The 19,656-nt window shown below is 63.1% G+C and carries 18 protein-coding genes and 1 pseudogene; 6 read left to right on the top strand and 13 right to left on the bottom strand.

What is annotated here, in order from left to right:
• Positions 1–62: 62 nt before the first annotated feature.
• Positions 63–788, top strand: a complete 726-nt coding sequence (gene cybH / locus ACVWW6_RS16605; RefSeq protein ID WP_456681057.1) for a Ni/Fe-hydrogenase, b-type cytochrome subunit — start codon at positions 63–65, stop codon at positions 786–788.
• Here the strand turns inward: cybH and ACVWW6_RS16600 are convergent, their stop codons facing one another.
• From ACVWW6_RS16600 to modD, 3 genes are all read right to left on the bottom strand, one after another.
• A complete protein-coding gene (locus ACVWW6_RS16600; protein ID WP_456681056.1) occupies positions 789–3,104 on the bottom strand; it encodes a TonB-dependent receptor in 2,316 nt (771 codons plus the stop codon).
• Entirely contained in the window at positions 3,085–4,230 is a 1,146-nt protein-coding gene (locus tag ACVWW6_RS16595; RefSeq protein WP_246740534.1) for a HoxN/HupN/NixA family nickel/cobalt transporter, read from the bottom strand. The genes ACVWW6_RS16600 and ACVWW6_RS16595 overlap by 20 nt, the downstream gene beginning before the upstream one ends.
• 286 nt (positions 4,231–4,516) lie before the next feature.
• Complete coding sequence (modD, locus tag ACVWW6_RS16590) at positions 4,517–5,446, bottom strand: ModD protein (protein WP_456681055.1); 930 nt, start codon at positions 5,444–5,446, stop codon at positions 4,517–4,519.
• 235 nt (positions 5,447–5,681) lie between these two features.
• On the opposite strand from modD, the pseudogene ACVWW6_RS16585 reads away from it, so the two are divergent.
• Both ACVWW6_RS16585 and ACVWW6_RS16580 read left to right on the top strand, forming a co-directional pair.
• A pseudogene (locus ACVWW6_RS16585) lies at positions 5,682–5,834 on the top strand (molybdate ABC transporter substrate-binding protein); the annotation flags it as partial.
• 11 nt (positions 5,835–5,845) lie between these two features.
• The gene (locus ACVWW6_RS16580; RefSeq protein WP_456683257.1) at positions 5,846–6,007 is read left to right on the top strand and encodes a hypothetical protein; all 162 of its coding nucleotides are present in this window, start codon (positions 5,846–5,848) and stop codon (positions 6,005–6,007) included.
• On the opposite strand, the gene ACVWW6_RS16575 is transcribed toward ACVWW6_RS16580, so the two are convergent.
• Positions 6,008–6,847, bottom strand: coding sequence for an SDR family NAD(P)-dependent oxidoreductase (locus ACVWW6_RS16575; RefSeq protein WP_271553866.1), 840 nt, complete (start codon positions 6,845–6,847; stop codon positions 6,008–6,010).
• A 316-nt stretch (positions 6,848–7,163) separates the two neighbouring features.
• Between ACVWW6_RS16575 and ACVWW6_RS16570 the strand changes: the two genes are divergently transcribed.
• Positions 7,164–8,000, top strand: a complete 837-nt coding sequence (locus ACVWW6_RS16570; protein ID WP_456681054.1) for a xanthine dehydrogenase — start codon at positions 7,164–7,166, stop codon at positions 7,998–8,000.
• Between the two features lie 884 nt (positions 8,001–8,884).
• Here ACVWW6_RS16570 and ACVWW6_RS16565 read toward each other — a convergent pair.
• The 8 genes from ACVWW6_RS16565 to ACVWW6_RS16530 form a co-directional block, all read right to left on the bottom strand.
• Positions 8,885–10,153, bottom strand: coding sequence for an adenylate/guanylate cyclase domain-containing protein (locus ACVWW6_RS16565; protein WP_456681053.1), 1,269 nt, complete (start codon positions 10,151–10,153; stop codon positions 8,885–8,887).
• A gap of 203 nt (positions 10,154–10,356) precedes the next feature.
• A complete protein-coding gene (locus tag ACVWW6_RS16560) occupies positions 10,357–11,037 on the bottom strand; it encodes a YoaK family protein (RefSeq protein ID WP_028174184.1) in 681 nt (226 codons plus the stop codon).
• A 1-nt stretch (position 11,038) separates the two neighbouring features.
• On the bottom strand, positions 11,039–12,454 hold the full coding sequence (locus tag ACVWW6_RS16555; RefSeq protein WP_161533512.1) for an alginate export family protein: 1,416 nt from the start codon (positions 12,452–12,454) through the stop codon (positions 11,039–11,041).
• A 14-nt stretch (positions 12,455–12,468) separates the two neighbouring features.
• Positions 12,469–13,401, bottom strand: coding sequence for a hypothetical protein (locus ACVWW6_RS16550; protein ID WP_028174182.1), 933 nt, complete (start codon positions 13,399–13,401; stop codon positions 12,469–12,471).
• Positions 13,401–13,865 (bottom strand): DoxX family protein, encoded by a 465-nt coding sequence (locus ACVWW6_RS16545; RefSeq protein WP_456681052.1) that lies wholly within the window; start codon positions 13,863–13,865, stop codon positions 13,401–13,403. Before ACVWW6_RS16545 ends, ACVWW6_RS16550 begins: the two co-directional genes overlap by 1 nt.
• Position 13,866: 1 nt before the next feature.
• Complete coding sequence (locus tag ACVWW6_RS16540) at positions 13,867–15,753, bottom strand: amidohydrolase (RefSeq protein WP_028174180.1); 1,887 nt, start codon at positions 15,751–15,753, stop codon at positions 13,867–13,869.
• On the bottom strand, positions 15,750–16,040 hold the full coding sequence (locus ACVWW6_RS16535) for a XapX domain-containing protein (RefSeq protein WP_038965613.1): 291 nt from the start codon (positions 16,038–16,040) through the stop codon (positions 15,750–15,752). Before ACVWW6_RS16535 ends, ACVWW6_RS16540 begins: the two co-directional genes overlap by 4 nt.
• A gap of 26 nt (positions 16,041–16,066) precedes the next feature.
• Entirely contained in the window at positions 16,067–16,717 is a 651-nt protein-coding gene (locus tag ACVWW6_RS16530) for a hydrolase (protein ID WP_011089697.1), read from the bottom strand.
• Between the two features lie 314 nt (positions 16,718–17,031).
• Between ACVWW6_RS16530 and ACVWW6_RS16525 the strand changes: the two genes are divergently transcribed.
• Positions 17,032–17,847 carry an alpha/beta fold hydrolase gene (locus tag ACVWW6_RS16525; protein ID WP_038965612.1) on the top strand — a complete coding sequence of 272 codons (816 nt, stop codon included), beginning with the start codon at positions 17,032–17,034 and terminating at the stop codon, positions 17,845–17,847.
• A 13-nt stretch (positions 17,848–17,860) separates the two neighbouring features.
• On the top strand, positions 17,861–18,493 hold the full coding sequence (locus ACVWW6_RS16520; RefSeq protein WP_028174177.1) for a hydrolase: 633 nt from the start codon (positions 17,861–17,863) through the stop codon (positions 18,491–18,493).
• 18 nt (positions 18,494–18,511) lie between these two features.
• Here ACVWW6_RS16520 and ACVWW6_RS16515 read toward each other — a convergent pair whose 3' ends face one another.
• Complete coding sequence (locus ACVWW6_RS16515) at positions 18,512–19,438, bottom strand: helix-turn-helix domain-containing protein (RefSeq protein WP_028174176.1); 927 nt, start codon at positions 19,436–19,438, stop codon at positions 18,512–18,514.
• Between the last annotated feature and the right edge of the window lie 218 nt (positions 19,439–19,656).

The following is a 19,656-nucleotide window of genomic DNA, read 5'->3' as shown; positions in this document are numbered from 1 at the left end:
TCGGAAAGGGTGAGCTGATTCGTTTGTTCCTGCGTCGGATCGCTTTTGGGCAGGAGCAATCGATGACTGAGATTTCCGAGATTCCCGGCACGCTCGATGCGATCGGCGCCGCGGGAACGAGCCGCCAATCGATCTATGTGTACGAAGCGCCGGTGCGGATCTGGCATTGGCTCAATGCCGCGCTCATCACCATGCTCGTGATCACCGGCTATCTGATCGCCTCGCCGCTGCCGTCGATGCCGGGAGAGGCTTCGAACTGGTACACAATGGGCTATATCCGCTTCATCCATTTCGCGTCGGGACAGGCGCTTGCCGTTGCCTTCCTCTATCGCATCTACTGGGCGATCGTCGGCAACCCTTATGCACGGCAACTCTTCGCGCTGCCGTTCTACAACCGGATCTGGCGCTGGGGTTTTCTATACGAGCTGCGCTGGTATCTCTTCCTGGTGCGCTACCCCAAGAAATATGTCGGCCATAACCCACTCGCCAATACCGCGATGTTCCTGTTCATCCTCGCGATGGTGGGGATGATCATGACCGGATTTGCCCTTTATGCCGAGGGCGCCGGCATCGACAGCCTGTGGTATCGTTTCTTCGGCTGGGTGTTCAAGATCTTTCCGAACAGCCAGGACGTCCACACCATCCATCATCTCGGCATGTGGTTCATCGTGGTGTTCGTCATCCTGCACATCTACGCCGCGCTGCGCGAAGAAATCATGTCGCGCCAGAGCTTGCTGTCCGCCATCATCACCGGCGAGCGCACCTTTCGCGACTCCCGACCTGACTAGCTAGAACGTCCCCGCGACCGTCAAGCGGAACGACAGCGGCTCGACCGGATGCAGCACGTAATCCATCACTCCGTTCCGGCAGACCGCGGCGGGCGCAACGCCGCCGGTGCAGAGATTGTACAGCGCGTCGGTCTTGAGCAACGAACCGTAGGCATAGGTAATCTGGTTCGTTCTCGCGTTGAAGAGATTGAGCACGTCGAGCTGGATGCGCCAGCCATTGTCGGCGCGATAGCCGAGGCGGCCGTTGAAGATGCTGGTCGCGGACGAGCGGAACGCATTGTCTTCCGTCAGCGGGCTGGAGGCGAGATAGCGCCAGCGCAAGGTCCCGAACCAGCCGGTCTTCTCGCCCAGGGTGATGCCGGCCGAGGCCACCATCGGCGGCGCGTTCGGGATGTAGTTGCCGGGCGCGTTGCCGATCTGCGCCTCCGGATAGCCGGCGAGCGCGGCGTAGACCTCCGCCTGGTCGCTGTCATAGCCGCGAAAGCGCGCACGGGTCATCGCCAGATCGGCGTCGACATCGATCCAGGATCGCGGCCGGTAATGGTTGGTCCACTCGAAGCCATAGCGGCGGCTGGCGCGGGTCGCCTCGGTGTCGCCGGCATCGCCGGAGAACAGGATCTCGGAATCCTGGTCGAGGATGAAGACGCTGAACGAGGTGTCGAGGCCGGGAATGATCCTGCTGCGAACGCCGACCTCAGCGCCCCTGGTGCGCACCAGTAGCGGCGACGGCGAGAGCTTTGTGGCGGGATCGCCCGGGTCTTCCGTCGTGGTGGCGCCACGGGCGTCGTTCGAGTGCATGCCGTAGCCGGCGCCGAGAATGAATTCGGTCTGGTTAAAGGGACCGAGCACCATCCGGAATTTCGGACTGCCGAGCGAGGCATTGACGTTGCCGGAGTTGTTGGAATTGAACAGCGAGGTGACGTTGGCGCCATAATAGTCGCCGCGCCAGCCCATTGTGGTCCTGAGCCAATCGGTCCAGCGCAGGGTATTTTCGGCGTAGACGCCGACGCTGCCTTCGCCGACCTGGTCGCTGCGGACCCTGGAGAGGTAGCTGCGCTGGACCGTGTTGGTGAGCGCCAGATCAATCGCGTCATAGCGCGATTGCAGGCCGAGCGTGGTCTGCATCGGCAGGCCCGCAAACGAGCCGTTCAGCGTGCGGGAGATATTGGCGCCGGCCATCAGGCGATCGTCGTGCTGGTGGAACTGGTCGCCGAGCACGGGATCGCGGAGGAAATAGGTGAAGTTGTTGAAGAGATCGAGCTGGCTCTTCACGACATAGGCATTGGCCTTCCAGGAGCCGAGATCGTCGCTCTGCGCGAGGCGGCCCGAGAGCGCGAAGCGGTTGGTGTTTCCGGCGTCGGTCGGGTCTTCCGAGCCGAACCGGTCGAGAAAGCTGCTCGTTATCGCGCGCTGCGGCACCTGGTCGGTGGAATTCCATTTGTTCGCATAGGCCATGCCGGTGACGGTCAGGCCATCCGTCGCGGTGCCCTGGCTAAAACGCACGAGACCGTTGAGCTTGCGCACATTGTCCGGATTGTCCCAGGGACCGTTGTAGGTGCCGATCTCGCCGGCGACGAGCAGCGCGCCCTCACCGAGCTTCGCGGAGTCCATGCCGAGCAGACGCCGATAGCCAAAGCTGCCGGCAGTCACCTGTGCGAGGCCCTTCTCGGTGCGGTCGATCAGGCTGATGCGCACGCTGCCGACGGAGGCGAAATCGCTCTCGTCGGCGAAGTACGGGCCCTTGCGCACGTCCATCGCGCTGATGGTCTCCGGGATCAGCCAGTTGAGATCGGCATAGCCCTGGCCGTGCGCGTGGGTGCGCATGTTGACGGGGACGTCGTCGACATAGATTGCGAGATCGGTGCCGTGGTCGAGATTATAGCCGCGCAGAAAATACTGGTTGGCTTTGCCCTCGCCGGAATGCTGGGTCAAGATCAGCCCCGGCACGGCTTCGAGCACCTCGCCCGGCCGTGCGAAGGGGCGCGTGTTGAGCTCTTCACCGGAGACGGTGAGCGCGCTGGCCATGCCCGGCGGCCCCTCTGGGCCGGAGGCGACGCTGCGGGTGCCCGACGCTGGCGCTGCTGCCGGATACACAAAGATCCGATGACCGGCCCGTGTCGATGTGCCGGCGTGCCGCGACGCGGGCGGCCTTTTGTGACGCGGTGTCTGGCCGGCAAAAATCTGGACCGGCGGCAGTTCGCGCAGGCCGCCATCGCTCTGTGCGAAGGCGTTGCCGTCGACCGCGAGGAGCCAGAGGGCTGAGAGTACCGTCAGCGGACCGCAGCGTCGGCAAGACTCAGACCGCCTCGGTCGCATCAGCGCATTCCAGGACTTCCGTGTCGGCAAGGCCCGAGCTGCCCGCAATTAGGCGGCGGTAGAGCACGATCGAGAGCAGCCAGGCGATCGCGAACAACGCGATCACGGCGAGGCCGACATTGGCGAGCGACTCGTTGAGGGCGTCGATCAGCGTCCACACACCGCCGGAGAGATCGAGCCGGTTGCCGATCAAGCCCAGTGCCTCAATGCCGCCGATGAACAGCGCGACCGCGACGGAAGCGCCCGTAATGGTGAGATTGTACCAGAGCTTTCGCATGGGATCGACGAAGGCCCAGCGATAAGCGCTGACCATCAGCGTCGAGTCCGCGGTGTCGACCAGTGCCATGCCGGCGGCGAACAGCGCGGGAAAGACCATGACGTCGGCGAGCGAAGCGCCGCGCGCGGCCTCAGAGGCGGAGATGCTGAGCAGGCCGATCTCAGTTGCAGTGTCGAAACCGAGCCCGAACAGGAAGCCGAGCGGATACATGTGCCAGGGTTTTGTCACCAGGCGGAACATGGGGCCGAGCAAGCGCACCAGGATACCGCGATGAGCGAGCAATGCGTCGAGCCCGGCGGCGTCACGAATGCCCTGCTCGCGCGCCTTGCGAAAGGTCCGCCACAGGCTGGCGAAGATGGCGAGGTTGATGGCCGCAATCACCAGCAGGAACAGCGCCGACACCGAGGTGCCTATGAAGCTGCCGATCTCCTTGAGCAGGCCGTCACCGCCAAGGCTCACCACGCCGAGCGCGAGGAGCATGGTCGCGACCACGACCACGCTGGAATGGCCGAGCGCGAAATAGAGGCCGGCCGATCGCGGCGTACCGCCCGCCTGCATCAGGCTGCGCACGACGTTGTCGATGGCCGCGATGTGATCGGCATCCACAGCGTGGCGCAGGCCGAACACCCAGGCGAGCAGCGCGGTCGCCATCACCACAGGCCGGTCGGCGAACAGCGCGAAAGCCCAGGCCCATGCGACGATGTTGGCGGTGATAAGCCCACCGAAGAGAACAGCGGGACCGGCACAGGAAGCAGTCCGAGACCGTTCGCTCCGTCGATGCGCATTGGCCAAGATCAGAACTCCCCTCGTATGATCTTTTTCTAAACCCGTCATACTGAAGGGCAACATTCGGGCCAGACAGCGGTCCTCCGCGGACGCGCTTCGCAATTGGACGCAAGCTAATGTCTTCAAAGAAGAAACGGTCTCAGCCGTATTCTTGAGGTTTCAAGACTGCAATGCGCGATCCGGAAACCAAGTAGCCAATAGCGCAAACATAGTTTGACACTCATAGCGAACGATTGGCAGCACCCGCTAAGGCGGTCCTTGCCCATGCAGCATCGCGCAACGAGAGTGCGTCAGAGGAAGGAGACCGAGGCCTTCCAGCCTGAAGAACCATTGAACGAGGAAAGTATGCTCACGCTCGCAGGCGGTTTGTGTCACCAGGCGTTGAATTTACCTGACAGTGCGCATGAAGAGAGGACACCTTGTCATCGGTAGTCGAGATCCGCACCTGCACATCCTTCGGTTTCGCAAGATAGGGCGATGAAGTCACCAGGATATCGGCCCCAGCCTCTGCGTAGGCCGCGGCATTAGCCGCATTGACTCCGCCGGCGGCGGCGATGATGGGACGTTCGCGCGTATACGCCATCACGGCTACGCGCTTGACTAACGCAGCGACCTCGGCCGGCGAAAACTTCTCGGCCTGGATCACGTCGAAGCCGGCGACCGCTGCGGCAAGTGCGGCATCAGCGGTCTTCACCTCGATCACGAGCTTCTTCTCTGGCGCCGCCCGGCGCAACCGCTCAACCGTCTGAAACAGCGGCTGTTGGCCAAGAAAGGCCCGGTGCTCGGGAAAGACCAGCACCGTCTCCGAGAGGCCGAGCCGGTGCATCACGGCCCCGCCGGCCTTCACGGCCGCCACAGCAAAGCGCTTGGTACCCGGCACGTTCTTGCGCGTGCAGGCAACCGGAATATTTGGTGCGACCGCCCTTGCCGCGTCGACGATGGCGCGGGTCTCGCTGGCCACGCCTGACCAGATCTCGATCAAGGTCTGCGCCACCTTCCAGCTCTTGAGCAGCGCCGCGGCCGGACCGCACGCTTCAAGGATCGGCGCGCCCTGCTGCAGCGCCGAGCCGGATGCGGCACAAAGGTCGACGCTGCAGCCAGACAGCTCGATGATTTTGGCGGCATCCTCGGCGAGCGCGAGCACCATCGGCGCGCGCGCGGAAAGACGCATAACGCCGTCAACTGCGCCGATCCCCAGTGCCTCGGTGGTAAGATCACCGTATGGAACGTCGTCTTCCAGTAAACGTTCGAGCTCGGCACGCGATGCAACGGTAGCCATATTGTGCTTCCCTTCGATCGTGTCAGCTTGCCGACCACATTGTCGGAAATCCGACACAGATAGTCAGTCCCGCCGCGGCACTGGGCGGAAACCCCGCTCTTTCAACGCCCGTTCCTGCAAGGCGCACACCAAGCTTCGTCCCCGCATCCGGCACGCCGATTGCTGAGCCTGCAATGGCCGGCGCCTCGCAGCAATCGGGCTTTGCGGAAGCGGTTGCCGTCCGTTGGAGTTCATCATGGGACTGTTTCGCTCGATCGCCTTCGTTGCGGGCCTGCTGCTCGCATCCGCGCCGGCGCAAGCCGCGCAGACTAACGTCGCCGTGGCTGCCAACTTCACCGAAGCCGCGAAGGAGATCGCAGCCATCTTCAAGCAAAAGACGGGACACGAGTCGCGCCCAACTTGTCGGCACTGCTGCAAAAAGATTCCATGGCGCCTGCACGCTTTGTCATCCACTTCGCGGAATTCACCATCGAAATGCGCGACACGCTCAAGATCGGGTTCATCGCATTGATCCAGCGCAAATCCGCGAGAATTTTTCCGGGACCAGCTGCTGCCGTCTGATCATACATGCTGCCCTCCGTTGATCGGTACTTCGGCACCCGTAACGTAGCTGGCCGCATCCGAGCACAGGAAGAAGATCACCTTCGCAACCTCTTCCGGCGTGCCCACGCGATGCAGGGGGATGATCGGTGCCAATTTGGCCTCGGTCTCCGGCGACAGAATGTCCGTCTTGATCTCGCCGGGGGCAATGGCGTTGACGCGAATTCCGAACGGCGCGTAGTCGTGCGCCATTTCGCGGGTCAGGCACGCGAGCGCGGCCTTCGACGTCGCATAGGCGGTGCCGGCAAACGGATGCACCCGGGAGCCCACGATCGACGTGACGTTGACGATCGAGCCGGCGGCCCGCTTCAGCTCGTCGGCGAGGCCCTGCGCAAACAGGACCGGCGCGAGCAGGTTGACGTGGAACACGCTCATCCAGGTTTCGACTGGCGTCGTCAGCGAATTCAACCGCGCGCCGTCAGCGGCCTTTGGCGAAATGCCGGCGTTGTTGATCAGTGCATGCAGCGGACCGCCGTTGAGCCGCTCCTTGATCTCGGCGACGACGCGCGGCAGCGCGCGATGGTCGCTCAATTCCACCTGCACATGATCGTCGGCCCCCGCATCCCAGGGACAACGACCACCGTCGAACGGTTGCCGGGAACATGTGACGATCCGCCAGCCGGCTTCGGAGAACAGCTTTCCCGTCGCATGCCCGATGCCCCGGGACGCGCCGGTCAGCACCAGCGTCTTCCGTTCACCGGCTTCCGCACGCGACTTGTCGCCGTGAAACGGACACAGGGCGACATCGGGCGCCGGCGCGCCACCCGGCGCACCGTCGCGATCCAGCAGATCGAGCGTCACCTCAACTCCTCACTGCGTCCAACAGGCGCCATCGGATTCAACCGAAAGCAACTTTGCAGGAATCGGGCCACGCCCTGTCGCCCAATCGCTGCGGTTTTCGCAGCCCGATGTCGGCTTCGCGACACGCTGGAAGGTTTGCAACACGCGCGCGTGCGCTTTCGCACTAAGCGGCGACGTCACCACGCGTTTCCGCTTTCTGAATGTTGGCCGGCAGTTGCGCGCTGTTTTTCAATCGTTCCAAATGGCCCGGCTCTTGCTCTTCACGTTGCAAGCTTGATCGCCCCTTGCTGCACCTTCCCTGCAACCGTGGTTTCAGATGCCCCAGCCGAACGACCACCGACTCTTTGCCGTCATCCTCGGTACCAACGAGATCGCATCCGTGATCGGCATCCAGCTCGTGCGCGCCGGACATTGCGTGGTGCTGTCGCACGATCCGGATCCACCGGTGATCCGGCGCAAGATGGCCTTTCACGATGCCCTCTTCACCGACACCGTGCAGCTCGAGGACCTCGTCGCCGAACGCGTCGACGACGGCGTGCAGGTCCATCAGGCCCTGGGCCGGGCGCCGCAGATCATGGTGACCTGGCTCGGCCTGCTCGACCTGCTTCCGGTCCGTCACATCGACCTCCTGATCGATGCACGCCTCCAGAAGCGCCGGATCACCCCCGACCTCAGGCGCCTCGCCCGGCTGACCATCGGGCTCGGCCCCGGCTTCTCGACGGATTTCAATTGCGATGTCGCGGTGGAGACCCGGCCCGGCAGGATCGGGCTCGTGACCGACACGCGCTGGACCGACACCGCCGACGGTGTCGCGAGTTCGCTGGGCGATGTCGGCGCGGAACGCTTCGTCTACTCGCAATTCGCCGGACGCTGGCACACGCCGGTCGAGATCGGTACCCGCGTCTACAAGGATCTCGTGCTCGGCCATCTCTCCGGCGTTCCCGTGGTTGCGCCGCGCGACGGCATTTTACGCGGCATCGCCCGCGACGGCAGCGAGGTTCCGGCCGGCGTCAAGCTGCTGGAGATAGATCCGCGCGGGCGTGATGCCCAATGGACCGGAACGGACGATCGCGGCCGCGCCATCGCCAACGCTACGAATGCCGCCGTCAGACTCTATGCGGCACGTCGCATTACGCAACGGAATCCGGCATGATCGTCTGCTCCTGCAACATCATCAGCGATCACGACATCAGGGGCGTCGTTGTATCGACGAGCGAAGAGCTTTGCTCAACCGCGCAAATCTACGGTTGCCTCGGATGCAGCGTACGATGCGGGCTTTGCTCGCATTCCGTGCGACAGATCCTTGAGGAGCATTTTCCGCGGAAAATGCAACACTCGAACATCTCGGAAAATACGCCGCGATCGTAGCTTCGGACGTCCCAGCACTCCACCGCCGCTTTGGCGAAGATCCAACTGAAGTCCGATTCGCCGGTTGTCAGGATGGCGAAGCTCGACCTGATCGTCATCGACGGGGAAAGCGGCTGGGCCGGCGCCTGCGACGCAAAACGGGGAAACGGAGAGACGGCTTGAAACACTCGAAAGCCGCTTGAGAGGGACTTGCGCGCGACCCGTCTCGTGCTGGCCTCACATCTTAAGAAGCCCGGACTCGATGTCGATCGGATAGCGAGCGCCGTCACCGACTATCATGGCGGTTCCGGCTTCGCCCGCGACATCTCGCGCGTCGCAGCGAACCGGCAAGACGGGGATTTTCAAGGATTCATCGGGAATATTGGTAGCGGAAGACCGCTACCGCCTTTCCCCACACGACGCAAATCTGCGATATTTCCTCCGATCGTCCGCCCATCCGACGCTCGAGACTGGCAGAAGAGAAGCCGCTGCGCGGGCTTAGTGCCGGCAGAGCCGCGGAGGTCCACGGCAACCGCCGGGATGAACCGGCAGGCCAATGCAGCCACCGTCGGCAAAAACGGTGCCTGTAAGACGACGGGCGGTTCGAAAGCGATAAAGGGCGCTTCGGGAGGTTACCATCGTCCCGGGGGCCATTTCTGCTGACGAGCAGCGGCTCGACCGATCAAGTCCTCATCCGGCCAGTCCATACACGGACATCCTGGCGGAAACGCCTCGTAACTGGTGCTCACCGAGATGCTCGACATCATGAGAGAGATGTCGAGCGACGGCTTCCGTCATGAGGAGATCCCGGCCTATCGTCTTGGTGAGCGCTTCCACACGGCAGGCCTCGTTGACGGCGGCGCCGATAACCGTGAAGTCCAAGCGATCCGGAGCACCGATGTTGCCGAAAAAGACCTCACCTTCGTGAAGGACGATGCCGGCCCGCAGCAAGTGGCGACCCTCGGCGTCGGACGCGACACGGATAGTCCGATTGGAAACCTCGAGCCGCGCGATCGCCTCTCTGGCCGCCGAGACGGCCGCGCGCGACGCTTCGGCGACGCCGACCGTTACCGGGAAGACCGCGAGCATACCGTCGCCGATGAACTTGAGGATTTCGCCGCCGTGAACGGCGGCGGCGCTCACCATCGTCTCGAAGTAGGCGTTGAGCAGCAGCAGCGTGTCGGCCGGGGCCAGGGCGTCCGACATCTTCGTGAAATTTCTGAGATCCGAGACCCAAATCACGGCGCGGATCGAGTCTCCGGCGCCGCGCTTGATTGCACCTTCGAGCACCCTGGTGGCAGCGCCGTAACCAAGGTAGGCTCCCAACGCGTTTTCGGAGATCTTCAACTCGCTGTGGCGTTGCACATGCAAGGCGAATAGTTTGAAGAGGCGGGTCAAGGACTCTATCTCGACCTCGGCGAAACCGCGGGCCGCTTTCGTCGCGATGGTGACCACGTTACGTGTATCAAGACCAGACAACGGGATCGCCACGTAGTCGGTCATGCCGGCGGCCGCGAGCTCGATCATGATGGGAAATTCCGCCTGCGCCGTCTGCTCATTCGGCCGTCGCCGGATCGTGTCGCCGGTCTCGACGATACGCTGCAACGGATTAAGCCTGTAGGCGTCGGAATCGACCGCGGCGTCAGCAACCCGCACCTCGTCGCAGAAGCCATCGTCGGCGTTCCAGACCCATGCGAATCCGACCAACTGGGGATGGAGCGTGCCGATATGCAGGGTAAGTCGATCGACCGAAGAGTCTGCCGCCTTCATCCGACGGATCAGCTTGACGAGAAGGTCAATCATCTGCCGCTCGACGGAGGCCTCTTCCAGGAGCCAGTTTTCGATCTGGGTGAAACTGTCCGCGATGCCGGCGGCGACAATGATCGGGCCGGCTCTTCGCACGAGCGAGACCGATCGGGGATAGGATCGAGGCGATGGATCGGACGTCTCAGAAGCCATTTCAGTTCCCTCGCGTATCGCCTGCCGCATCTCGACGGCAGACCGGTCTTGATCCCGTCCAGACGGCAGGATCCCATCGTTCCTGCCGACAATGCGGATGCGCCCGCTGCCAGCCGTCGACGGCGACGGTCAAGGTCGACCATCGCGTGCTCCCACCAGGCCATCAGCTCCGGCCCTTCAATTCCGATCGCTCACGCGCCGCGTCACTTCGGCTCGGCGGTGGCCAGGAACACCGCCGGCACAGCAATCAGCGGAGGCAGGACGAAGCACCAGGTCCCGAACTTCGCATAGAGACAAGCGCCGGCTGCGCATCCGAGTGCGAAGGCAGCCACGCTCGCCGTCATCTTGCCAAGCCGCGGTCTGGCGACGGTCAGCACCGAAGCCGGCGCGCCGCGCAAAACGTCTGCGACGTCGATCATGATCTGGGTGGTCGTGCCCGTCATCAAGGTGCTGGGAGGTTCGGTGCCCATATGGATGCGGTGCGCGGCGTTCTGGATGGCCATGGCGGCAACCAATATCATGCCGGTGCAGATCGCCTGCCAGCTGTCGCCTTGGACAAATGGCCCGAAGTAGACGGCACACGCGCCGCCTGCCGCCAGAAGTATCGTCTTGATGGCCAGCATCGAGCGAAAGATCGGCAGTCCCACTGCGGGGAGATAGAAGCTCAGGATTCTGCTGACAACCACGACGAAGCAGAAGACCGGGAGAGCGAGCAGCTTCGCCAGGCCACCGGACGTCCCCAATACCATGGCCGCGCCGAAGGTGACGAAGTTGCCGGTGACGTGCGCAGTGAACAATCCCTGGAGCGCAAGAAAGCCGGCGGTATCGACGAAGCCGGCATTCAGGCTCATGAGGAGCGGAAGCAAAAGTATATTGCGTGGCATGTCACCAACCATATTGAAGCTGGACACCCAGATAATTGCTGGTGTGTCCGCCGGCGCGGATGATCGTGTCGCCGACATCGAAATGCACGGCCTCGATGGCGCCCGTAAGATGATCGTTGAACGCGTAGTCGATGCGAAGCTGACCGTAGGCTCCCGTCCAATTGCTGCCGATCCCGGCGGTGCCCGCTATCGGCACGCTGGGCTGGACGTAGATCGCGTCGGCCGTCGTTTCGCGCCACTGCAAGCCGATCGCTCCCATCACCTTCAGCCGGTCCGCGGGACTGATGGTTATAGAGGGTTTGAGGTGAAGGATGTTCGCATATCCCGCATATCCGGCCAGCGTGAAATAATAGCCATTCGGGAACAGCGGATTGAACGTTCCCAGCGTTCCGTCTCCGGAGCGATGGTCGCCCGATGCAGCGTCGAACTGGAGGCCGATGCGGGGCAGCCAGGGAACACCGGTCAATGTATATCCGATCCGCGTGCCGACGGCCCAGGCACGGATATCCTTCGCTCCCACCTGGCCCGCCTGCCCCATGGCCTCGAGATCCCAGTCGAACTGTTGGGACTTCGCCGCGAATCTCGCATCCAGAACGTGACGGCTTTCGTCGCCCAATGCATCGAGATATCTGGCGCTCTTCCGCTCGTACAGCGAGTAGTAGCCCGACAGCTCGTTGTCACCCATGACCTTCCGCTCGACCCGGAGCGTGCTGAAGCGGAAGTTGTCGTTCGAGGTGTCGTCGAAAGGGCGAACGTCGAAATATTGGACGGGGCGGCTGACAAAGCCGATGAAGCGCCAGACGCCGGTTTCCCAGTCGGCCCAGATCGCATCGAATGATTGTCTGACGTTGGGACCATCCCGCGACGATACGAAGCGCTGCAGGTCGAAGGCGAAGTCCTGTCGTCCGATGCGCGCCTTCAGGGTCCCGCCCGCGAAAATGTTGACGTATTCGAGGAAGGCAAGGCGAAGGTCGGCACGGTCCTGGTCGACAGGGGAGATGCTGAGCTTGTCGAAGGCCCGATCGTCCTCGAGCTGCACGAAGGCGCGCCAGTTCTCGTTGAAATGAATGTCGGCGTGGACCTGCAAACGCTGTATGAGATAGCTGTCCGAGGACGTGTTGCCGGTGCCGAACGCCGCTGCGCTATTGGTCTCGAAGCGTTCGCGCAGCGTCGCCCCCAGCGAGACGTAGCTTTTCGGATCGGTGGCCCAAAGCGGGATGTATTTGAGCCCGTCAAACGGTTCGGTACGCAACCTGGGATCGGCAAGGACCGACCAGTCCTCTGCCCAGCGGTTCGCCTGGATCGCCGGCCGCTTGGAGACCGCAGCGTCCTCGGCCCGCGCGAACCCGACGCCGGCGCCAAGGGTCGCAAGCGTCAGAACGATCCAGAAGTTGCGCATATCGCCCCGTGCCAGCATCGGCGGACGTCACCTCATTTGGCGTCCGCCCGCGATGCACTCTTCGGGCCAAGGGAGTGGATCTCGGCGACGTACCCGCCGGGGAACATGACGAACGCAGCAGACCGGCTGCTCGACGTGTAGGATTCGACCAGCACCGTGGCGCCGGCGTCCTTCGCCTTGCCGAGGGTGGCTGCGAGGTCAGCGACTTCATAACCCGTCGTCTCCCGACCGTAGGGATAGGGCAGATGACCGTCGGTGACCAACACGACCATCTTCCCGAATGGGGACTCGATCCGGATGCGCCGGTAGGTCAAATCGGGTCTTCCGATCTCGACGCCGGGCGCCTTCGCGTCGTCCGAGACGACCTTGCCGCGGGAGAAGGCAAGAAAACTCCGGGTGAAGGCGGCGGCCCTGTCGGGCGAGACGTATACGCGATTCTCCGGAATCCGCTCGAAGGGAGCGTAGTCGGGTTTCGTCGTATGCCAGTAGAGCTGGAGGTTGACGCCGCCGGGCCACTGGACCACGGCATCGCGCCCGATGGGATCCGGGAAGGTGGAGACGATCACGTCAGCCCCCGCAGCGCGGGCCGCCTTGATCGCCTCGTCCATGTCGCCGACGAGGTAGCCGTTACGTTCGGCCCCGAAAGGATAAGGGATGGGCGTCTTGAAGCCGAACAGCGAGACGGTGCCGACAGGCGTCTGCAACAGTTGCGACGTGGTGCTGCTCGGCGTGGGCGTTACGGTTGCCACCACCTGCTTGGTGCTCTTGCCGCCAAACGTGGCCAGAAAACTGGATACGAACTTGTCCACGTCCTCAGGCGCGACGTAGACGTGCGTTGTGTCGTATTGCGGGGCAACGGCAACAGCCTGCTCCTTCGACTTCGTTGCTTCCCTGGCGACGACCGGCGAGCTCACCGCGACAGCCGCCGCCAACGCCACGACAGCGAACATCCGTGTTGATTTCATCAGGAAACTCCTTGGACGGATTGAGATCGCGGCGCCCGGTCCGGGTGATGCGAAGTCTCATTGGACAGAATCGATACGATGACAAGGCCCGCAATCAAGCCGAGATGCTCGAAGAAGGCATTCGTGGCCATGAATCTCTCATGGCCACCAATGGTCCAGAACGCGTTCGCGGTCAGCATCGCCACGAACGTGAGGACGCCGAGGCCGCCGGCGCCAAGCCAAACCCAGCGGTTGATGACGACGAGCAGAGACCCGAAGAGTTCGACCAAGATGGCGGCTGACGCCCACAGCCATCCCGGATAAAGGCCGAAGTGCTCCTGCTCGGCCGCGGCACCCGCGAGGTCGAGCAGTTTGGTGAAGCCGCCGAGCAGATAGGCCGATACCAGGGCCAGCCTGGCCGCATGCCACAGAAGCGGCCAGCGCAGGATCACGGAGATCCGGTTCGGTGTGGCTGCGGCAGGCATGTCAGACCGCCCAGCAGGCGCACCCCAGCGCGCCCCAGAAGCTTCGGAGGTCGGAGACCGGCAACCGGCTCGACCAGGCCGCCGCATGGTCGTGTCCGTGGACGCCGCAGGAATTGGCGCAGCCGCACATCTGCATGGCCTTCATCGCGAGGCTGGTATCCTTCGTCTTTGCCGTGTCGTCGGCCCAGGCCGCGTACCCGCCAAAGCGGCGGACCGGCGACCAGTCCGGCATGGCGGGCGGCGGTGTGACGCTCTCCAGCTTGGAGAAGTCTCCCGCGCCATAGACGATCCTGCCTCCGACCATGGTCAGCAGCGAAGTCGTATCGGCGATCTCGGCCTCGCTGCACGAGAAGTAGTCGCGGTCCGGGACGACGAGGTCGGCGAGCTGGCCGACCTGGATCCGACCCTTGTTACCCTCTTCGTTCGAGAACCACGTCACGTTTTCGGTCCACATCCGCAGCGCCGTCTCGCGATCCAGACAATTGCGCTGGGGCGTGATGCGCAACCCGCCGACGGTCCGGCCGGTGACGAGCCAGGACAGAGAGACCCACGGGTTGTAGGACGCAACGCGGGTCGCGTCCGTACCGGCCGACACCTTGACGCCCTTGTCGATGATCTTCTTGACCGGCGGCGTCGCCTCGGCGGCTCCCGCTCCGTACCGTTCCACGAAGTATTCGCCCTGATAGGCCATCCGGTGCTGCACGGCGATGCCGCCGCCGAGCGCCGCGATGCGATCGATCGACTGGTCCGAGATCGTCTCGGCGTGATCGAAGAACCAGTGCAGCCCTTCCAGGGGCATGTCCTGATTGACCCGCTCGAACACGTCCAGCGCCCGTGAGATCGTCTCGTCGTAGGTGGCATGGAGACGCCACGGCCATTTGTTCTGAACGAGGACCCGAACGACCTCCTCGAGCTCGCCTTCCATCTCCGCAGGCATGTCCGGACGGGCGACCCGAAAATCCTCGAAGTCGGCCGCCGAGAACACCAGCATCTCGCCGGCACCGTTGTGCCGGAAATAGTCGTCACCCTGCTTGTACTTCGAGGTTTTCGTCCAGTTGAGGAAGTCTGCCTTCTCGCCCTTGGGCTTCTGGGTGAAAAGGTTGTAGGCGAGTCGTATCGTCAGGAGGCCTTCGTCGCTCAGCTTCTGGATGACGGCGTAGTCGTCGGGATAGTTCTGGAATCCTCCGCCGGCGTCGATCGCACCGGTGACGCCGAGCCGGTTCAGTTCGCGCATGAAATGACGCGTCGAATTGACCTGATAATCGAACGGAAGTTTCGGGCCCTTGGCAAGGGTCGCGTAGAGGATGTTGGCGTTGGGCTTGGCCAGCAGCAAACCCGTCGGATTGCCCTTGGTATCGCGCATGATCTCGCCGCCCGGCGGTTCGGGCGTGTCCTTCGCATAACCGACGGCCCGCAGCGCCGCGCCGTTCAGGATGGCCCGATCGTAGAGATGCAGCAGGAAGACCGGCGTGTCGGGCGCGACGGCGTTGAGCTCGTCGATCGTCGGAAGCCGCTTCTCCGCGAATTGGTGTTCGGTGAATCCGCCGACCACTCTGACCCACTGCGGCGGTGGCGTGACGGCGACCTGCCGCTTCAGCATATCCATCGCAGTGGCGAGCGAGCGTACCCCGTCCCAGCGCAGCTCCATGTTGAAGTTCAGACCGCCGCGGATGATGTGAAGGTGGTTGTCGATCAGGCCCGGCAACACGCGCCGTCCCCTGAGATCGACGATCTTCGTGGACGGCCCCGCCAGCTTCATCACGTCATGATCGTGCCCGACCGCGACGAAGCGGCCATCGGCGATCGCGACCGCCGAAGCCGCCGGGTTCGAGCGATCGAGCGTCGTGAACAGACCACGATGCAGGATGATATCGGGTGCGGAGCTCATGAATGTTTCTCCTGGCCGTCCACCGAGGCGGCATTTTTCGATTGGTCGTTTTGACGACCGGGCAGCATGCCGAACATGTGTGGGGCGCACTTGGCTTGCTGCCACGCCGACGCCAGCCCGTGCCCGGACAACAGCTGCCGGGCCACGGGAACGATCTGCTCACCGGCGAGGATGCCAAGAAGCCCGACCAGCGCGACCAGCGGCGGCGCGGGCGAGCGCACGTTGAGAAGGCTGTAGATGACGCCGACCAACAGGCCGGCGCCAAGGGACAACAGATAGATCTTCATCACGGCGATCCGCAATTGGAGGAGGTTCAGCCGGCTTTCGCGCCCCCTTCGGAGGCATGTTCGCCGAGTGCCCATTTCGAGAAGCGGATCTGGATTCCGTAGGGCGAATGCGCGCGCTGGATGTCCATCATTCCTTCGTAGGTCTCGCTGCGCGCCCAGTCCTGCTGAAGCTCGTAGGCGTATTGCGACGAGGTGATGGGAACCGCTCCTGCCTGGATGGCGCGCTCCATGGCGCGGTTGTGGGCTTCGAGCGAGAGATCGCCGCAAGCGTCGGCGGCAATGTAGATCTCGTAACCTTCCTTGAGCATGTCCAGGGTCGGAAAGATCACGCAGGCCTCGGTCCAGAGACCGGCCAGCACGAATTTCTTGCGACCGGTGGCAGCCACCGCCTTGCGGAAGTTCGCGTCGAGCCAGGAATTCATCGACGTGCGGTCGATGATGTCGTGCTCCGGAAACAGCGAGGCGACTTCCGGCATGAAGGGGCCGGAGAAGGAATCCCGCGCCACCGTGGTCAGCACGGTCGGAATTTTGAAGAGCTTGGCGGCCTTTGCCAGGATCTGGACGTTGTTAACCGTGACGAGGCGGTCATGCGATTGAACGCCCTGGAACATGGCCGGCTGGTAGTCGATCAGAGCGATCGCGCTGTTGTCGGGGGTGAGCATATCGAGTTTCGACATCGAGAAGTTCTCCTTGCGATCGGCATGAGCGATCGAGCGAAAGGGGATGGATGGGCGGCTGTATCGTGAACCCTGAACGCCGGCCAACGCTTGGACGATTTCGTCGCGGCTTGGATTTCGGCGCGATGATCATTCACGTGCGGCGAATTGCCGGGCGCATGTCCGCAGCGCCGGTCGGAGATCGCCAGCATGTCCAAACGACGCGCAGATCGTGCAAGCCAATCCGCGCCCTATCCGCAAACTTGCGGGCAGGAGGACCGAACCGCCTTGCAGAATGCCGTTCGGTTTTCATCAATTCGTCACAGGAGCGAACGATGGCCTTGCTTGAATTGCGGGACGGCACCGAGCTTTATTACAAGGACTGGGGAAGCGGAAAGCCGATCCTGTTCAGCCATGGCTGGCCGCTTAGCGCGGACATGTGGGACGCGCAGATGCTTTTCTTCGCCGAGCGCGGTTATCGAACGGTGGCGTTCGACCGCAGGGGCTTCGGCCGGTCGAGCCAGCCCTGGACGGGCTACGACTACGACACCTTCGCCGACGACATCGCTGACATCGTTAATCATCTCAACCTGAAGGATGTGACGCTGGTCGGATTCTCCATGGGCGGCGGAGACATCGCGCGCTACGTGGCGCGGCACGGCACGTCGCGGGTCGCCAAATTCGTCCTGCTCAGCGCCGTGACGCCCCTCTTCGTCAAGACCGCGGACCATGACGGTGTCGACAAGTCGGTGTTCGACGGCATCAAGGCCGGCCTGGTGAAGGACCGTGCGCAATTCCTCGACGACTTCAGCCCCCTCTTCTACGGCACCAACCACGGCACGAAGGTGTCGCAAGGCGTCTTCAAGCAGACCCTTCAGATCGCGCTTCAGGCGTCGGTCAAGGCGACCATCGATTGCGTGACCGCGTTCTCGGAAACCGACTTCCGGCCCGACATGGCCAAAATCGACGTGCCCACCCTGGTGATTCACGGCGAGGACGATCAGGTCGTGCCGTTCCCCTACACGGGCAAGCTGGCCGCCGAGATGATCAAGGGCGCCAAGCTGAAGATTTATCCGGGCGCTCCGCACGCAACGGCGACGACGCATGCCGACCAGGTCAACGCAGACCTCCTCGCGTTCCTGAAGGCCTAACCGGAGAAAGTCGATGGCCCCGAATCCGCTTCATCTGCTCGAGCCCAGGGACTGCGCCCTGCTTTTGATCGACCAACAGGCCGGCCTGGCTTTCGGAGTGGGGTCGATCGACCGGCAGGTTCTCATGAACAGCGTGGTCGCGCTCGCGAAGACCGCGACCGTGTTCGGCCTGCCGGTCGTCGCCTCCACCTCGGCGACGAAAGTGTACAGCGGGCCGCTGATGCCGGCGGTCAAGGCGGCGCTTCCAGGCGTCGAGCCGATCGACCGGCGCAGCATGAACATGTGGGAAGACGACAAGGCGCGCGCGGCCGTTCTGGCCACCGGTCGAAGCCGCCTGATCGTTTCGGGTCTGCTGACCGAGGCATGCGTGACGTTCGCGGTGCTTTCTGCACTGTCAGCCGGCTTGGAAGTCTACGTCGTCGGCGACGCCTGCGGAGGATTGACGACTGCGAGTCACGAACTGGCTCTCGGCCGGATGCAGGCCGCAGGCGCCCGCCTCACATCCTGGATCCAGGTTCTGCTCGAGATGCAGCGCGATTGGACGAGGCATGAAACCTACGATGGCGCACGCGCCATCGTCGAATCTCATGCCGGAGGATACGGGATCGGCCTGGCCTACGCCCGCGACATGATCCGACCCGCTTGAGACAGGATCCTGCTTGCGTCAGCCCTCGGAGCGGGCCCTTCGCCATGCTCCGGGGCTGGCCCCCACGTTGCGGGAAAACACCCGGGTGAAGTAGCTCTGGTCGCCAAAGCCGCAGATCAGTGCAATGTCGGCGAGCGGAAGCTTGGTGCTCTGCATGAGGCGCTTCGCCTCGTCGATGCGAAGCTGGGACAGGAATTCGTGCGGGGCAACGCCCGTGCTGCGCCGGAACGATCTGGCGAAGTGGCTTGGCGTCAACTTGCATTCGGCGGCGACGTCGGCAATCGTCAGATTGCTGGCGAGACGCGCTCGCATGATTTCCTTGGCGCGACGCTCCTGCCAGGGGGCAAGGCCTCCACCCGCAGCTTTTCCTTGTGGGCGCATTCCGCCATAGGTTTGGGCGAAATGGGCCAGAACACTCAACCCGATCTGATCGACGAAGAGCTGATTGCTCGTCGGATCCTGCTCCACCGCACTGAGCAGAACGCTGGACAGGGTCGACAGGAAGGGGTCACGCTGATCCCTGCTCCATTTGAGCGTCGAGATCGGTTTGGCCCCGTGCTCACGGGCAAACTCGTCGAGGGCCGTCTGGGGCACGTAGTATTGAACGGCATCGAACGGGCCTTTGAACTCACATTGAGGGTTGTCCATCAGATTGATGACGCTCACGGTCCCCGCACCGAAAGCTCCCGAATATCTCGGTCGTCCAGCGAGCCAACAGGAATGCCGATCGAGGTCACCGAGCTGTTGCAGGATGCTGAAGGCCGGTTCGGAAGGAATGACCGCGGTCCGCTCCCGAACGAATTGAGAGCAGGTCAGCCGGGTCATCGCCAGTGCCAACTGCCCTTCGCGCTTGATGCGCAGCAGGCAGTCACCCTCCATTCCCAGGTGCTGGCTGAGGCGACGACCGTAGAAGCCGCCGGTCGTACTATCAGACTCTTCCATCATCGGGGTATTCAAAGCTATCCATCATTGGATATGCCGCCATCATGAGTCCGAAGGACCACCTGCAGATCACGTCCGCCGCACCGATTTTCCTCTTAGAGCGATAGTCGTCCTCGTTCAAGTCACCGATCCGACAGTGGCGTGTCAGCAGGAAAATCGATCGCAAAACGAAACGATGACCCAGCATAGGTGACATTTGGCGGACTTGATAATCCGCTCCA

The sequence above is a fragment of the Bradyrhizobium sp. USDA 3311 genome (assembly GCF_054062495.1).
The sequence above is the reverse complement of the archived record's forward strand: the minus strand, read 5'-3'. Positions and strand labels throughout refer to the sequence as shown.

Coding starts and splice junctions, on each gene's coding strand:
- ACVWW6_RS16525 (WP_038965612.1), top strand. CDS start 17,032: ATGGCCTTGCTTGAATTGCGGGACGGCACCGAGCTTTATTACAAGGAC.
- ACVWW6_RS16550 (WP_028174182.1), bottom strand. CDS start 13,401: ATGAAATCAACACGGATGTTCGCTGTCGTGGCGTTGGCGGCGGCTGTC.
- ACVWW6_RS16560 (WP_028174184.1), bottom strand. CDS start 11,037: ATGCCACGCAATATACTTTTGCTTCCGCTCCTCATGAGCCTGAATGCC.
- modD (WP_456681055.1), bottom strand. CDS start 5,446: ATGGCTACCGTTGCATCGCGTGCCGAGCTCGAACGTTTACTGGAAGAC.
- ACVWW6_RS16535 (WP_038965613.1), bottom strand. CDS start 16,040: ATGAAGATCTATCTGTTGTCCCTTGGCGCCGGCCTGTTGGTCGGCGTC.
- ACVWW6_RS16515 (WP_028174176.1), bottom strand. CDS start 19,438: ATGATGGAAGAGTCTGATAGTACGACCGGCGGCTTCTACGGTCGTCGC.
- ACVWW6_RS16600 (WP_456681056.1), bottom strand. CDS start 3,104: ATGCGACCGAGGCGGTCTGAGTCTTGCCGACGCTGCGGTCCGCTGACG.
- ACVWW6_RS16540 (WP_028174180.1), bottom strand. CDS start 15,753: ATGAGCTCCGCACCCGATATCATCCTGCATCGTGGTCTGTTCACGACG.
- ACVWW6_RS16555 (WP_161533512.1), bottom strand. CDS start 12,454: ATGCTGGCACGGGGCGATATGCGCAACTTCTGGATCGTTCTGACGCTT.
- cybH (WP_456681057.1), top strand. CDS start 63: ATGACTGAGATTTCCGAGATTCCCGGCACGCTCGATGCGATCGGCGCC.
- ACVWW6_RS16520 (WP_028174177.1), top strand. CDS start 17,861: ATGGCCCCGAATCCGCTTCATCTGCTCGAGCCCAGGGACTGCGCCCTG.
- ACVWW6_RS16595 (WP_246740534.1), bottom strand. CDS start 4,230: ATGTTGCCCTTCAGTATGACGGGTTTAGAAAAAGATCATACGAGGGGA.
- ACVWW6_RS16530 (WP_011089697.1), bottom strand. CDS start 16,717: ATGTCGAAACTCGATATGCTCACCCCCGACAACAGCGCGATCGCTCTG.
- ACVWW6_RS16570 (WP_456681054.1), top strand. CDS start 7,164: ATGCCCCAGCCGAACGACCACCGACTCTTTGCCGTCATCCTCGGTACC.
- ACVWW6_RS16545 (WP_456681052.1), bottom strand. CDS start 13,865: ATGCCTGCCGCAGCCACACCGAACCGGATCTCCGTGATCCTGCGCTGG.
- ACVWW6_RS16565 (WP_456681053.1), bottom strand. CDS start 10,153: ATGGCTTCTGAGACGTCCGATCCATCGCCTCGATCCTATCCCCGATCG.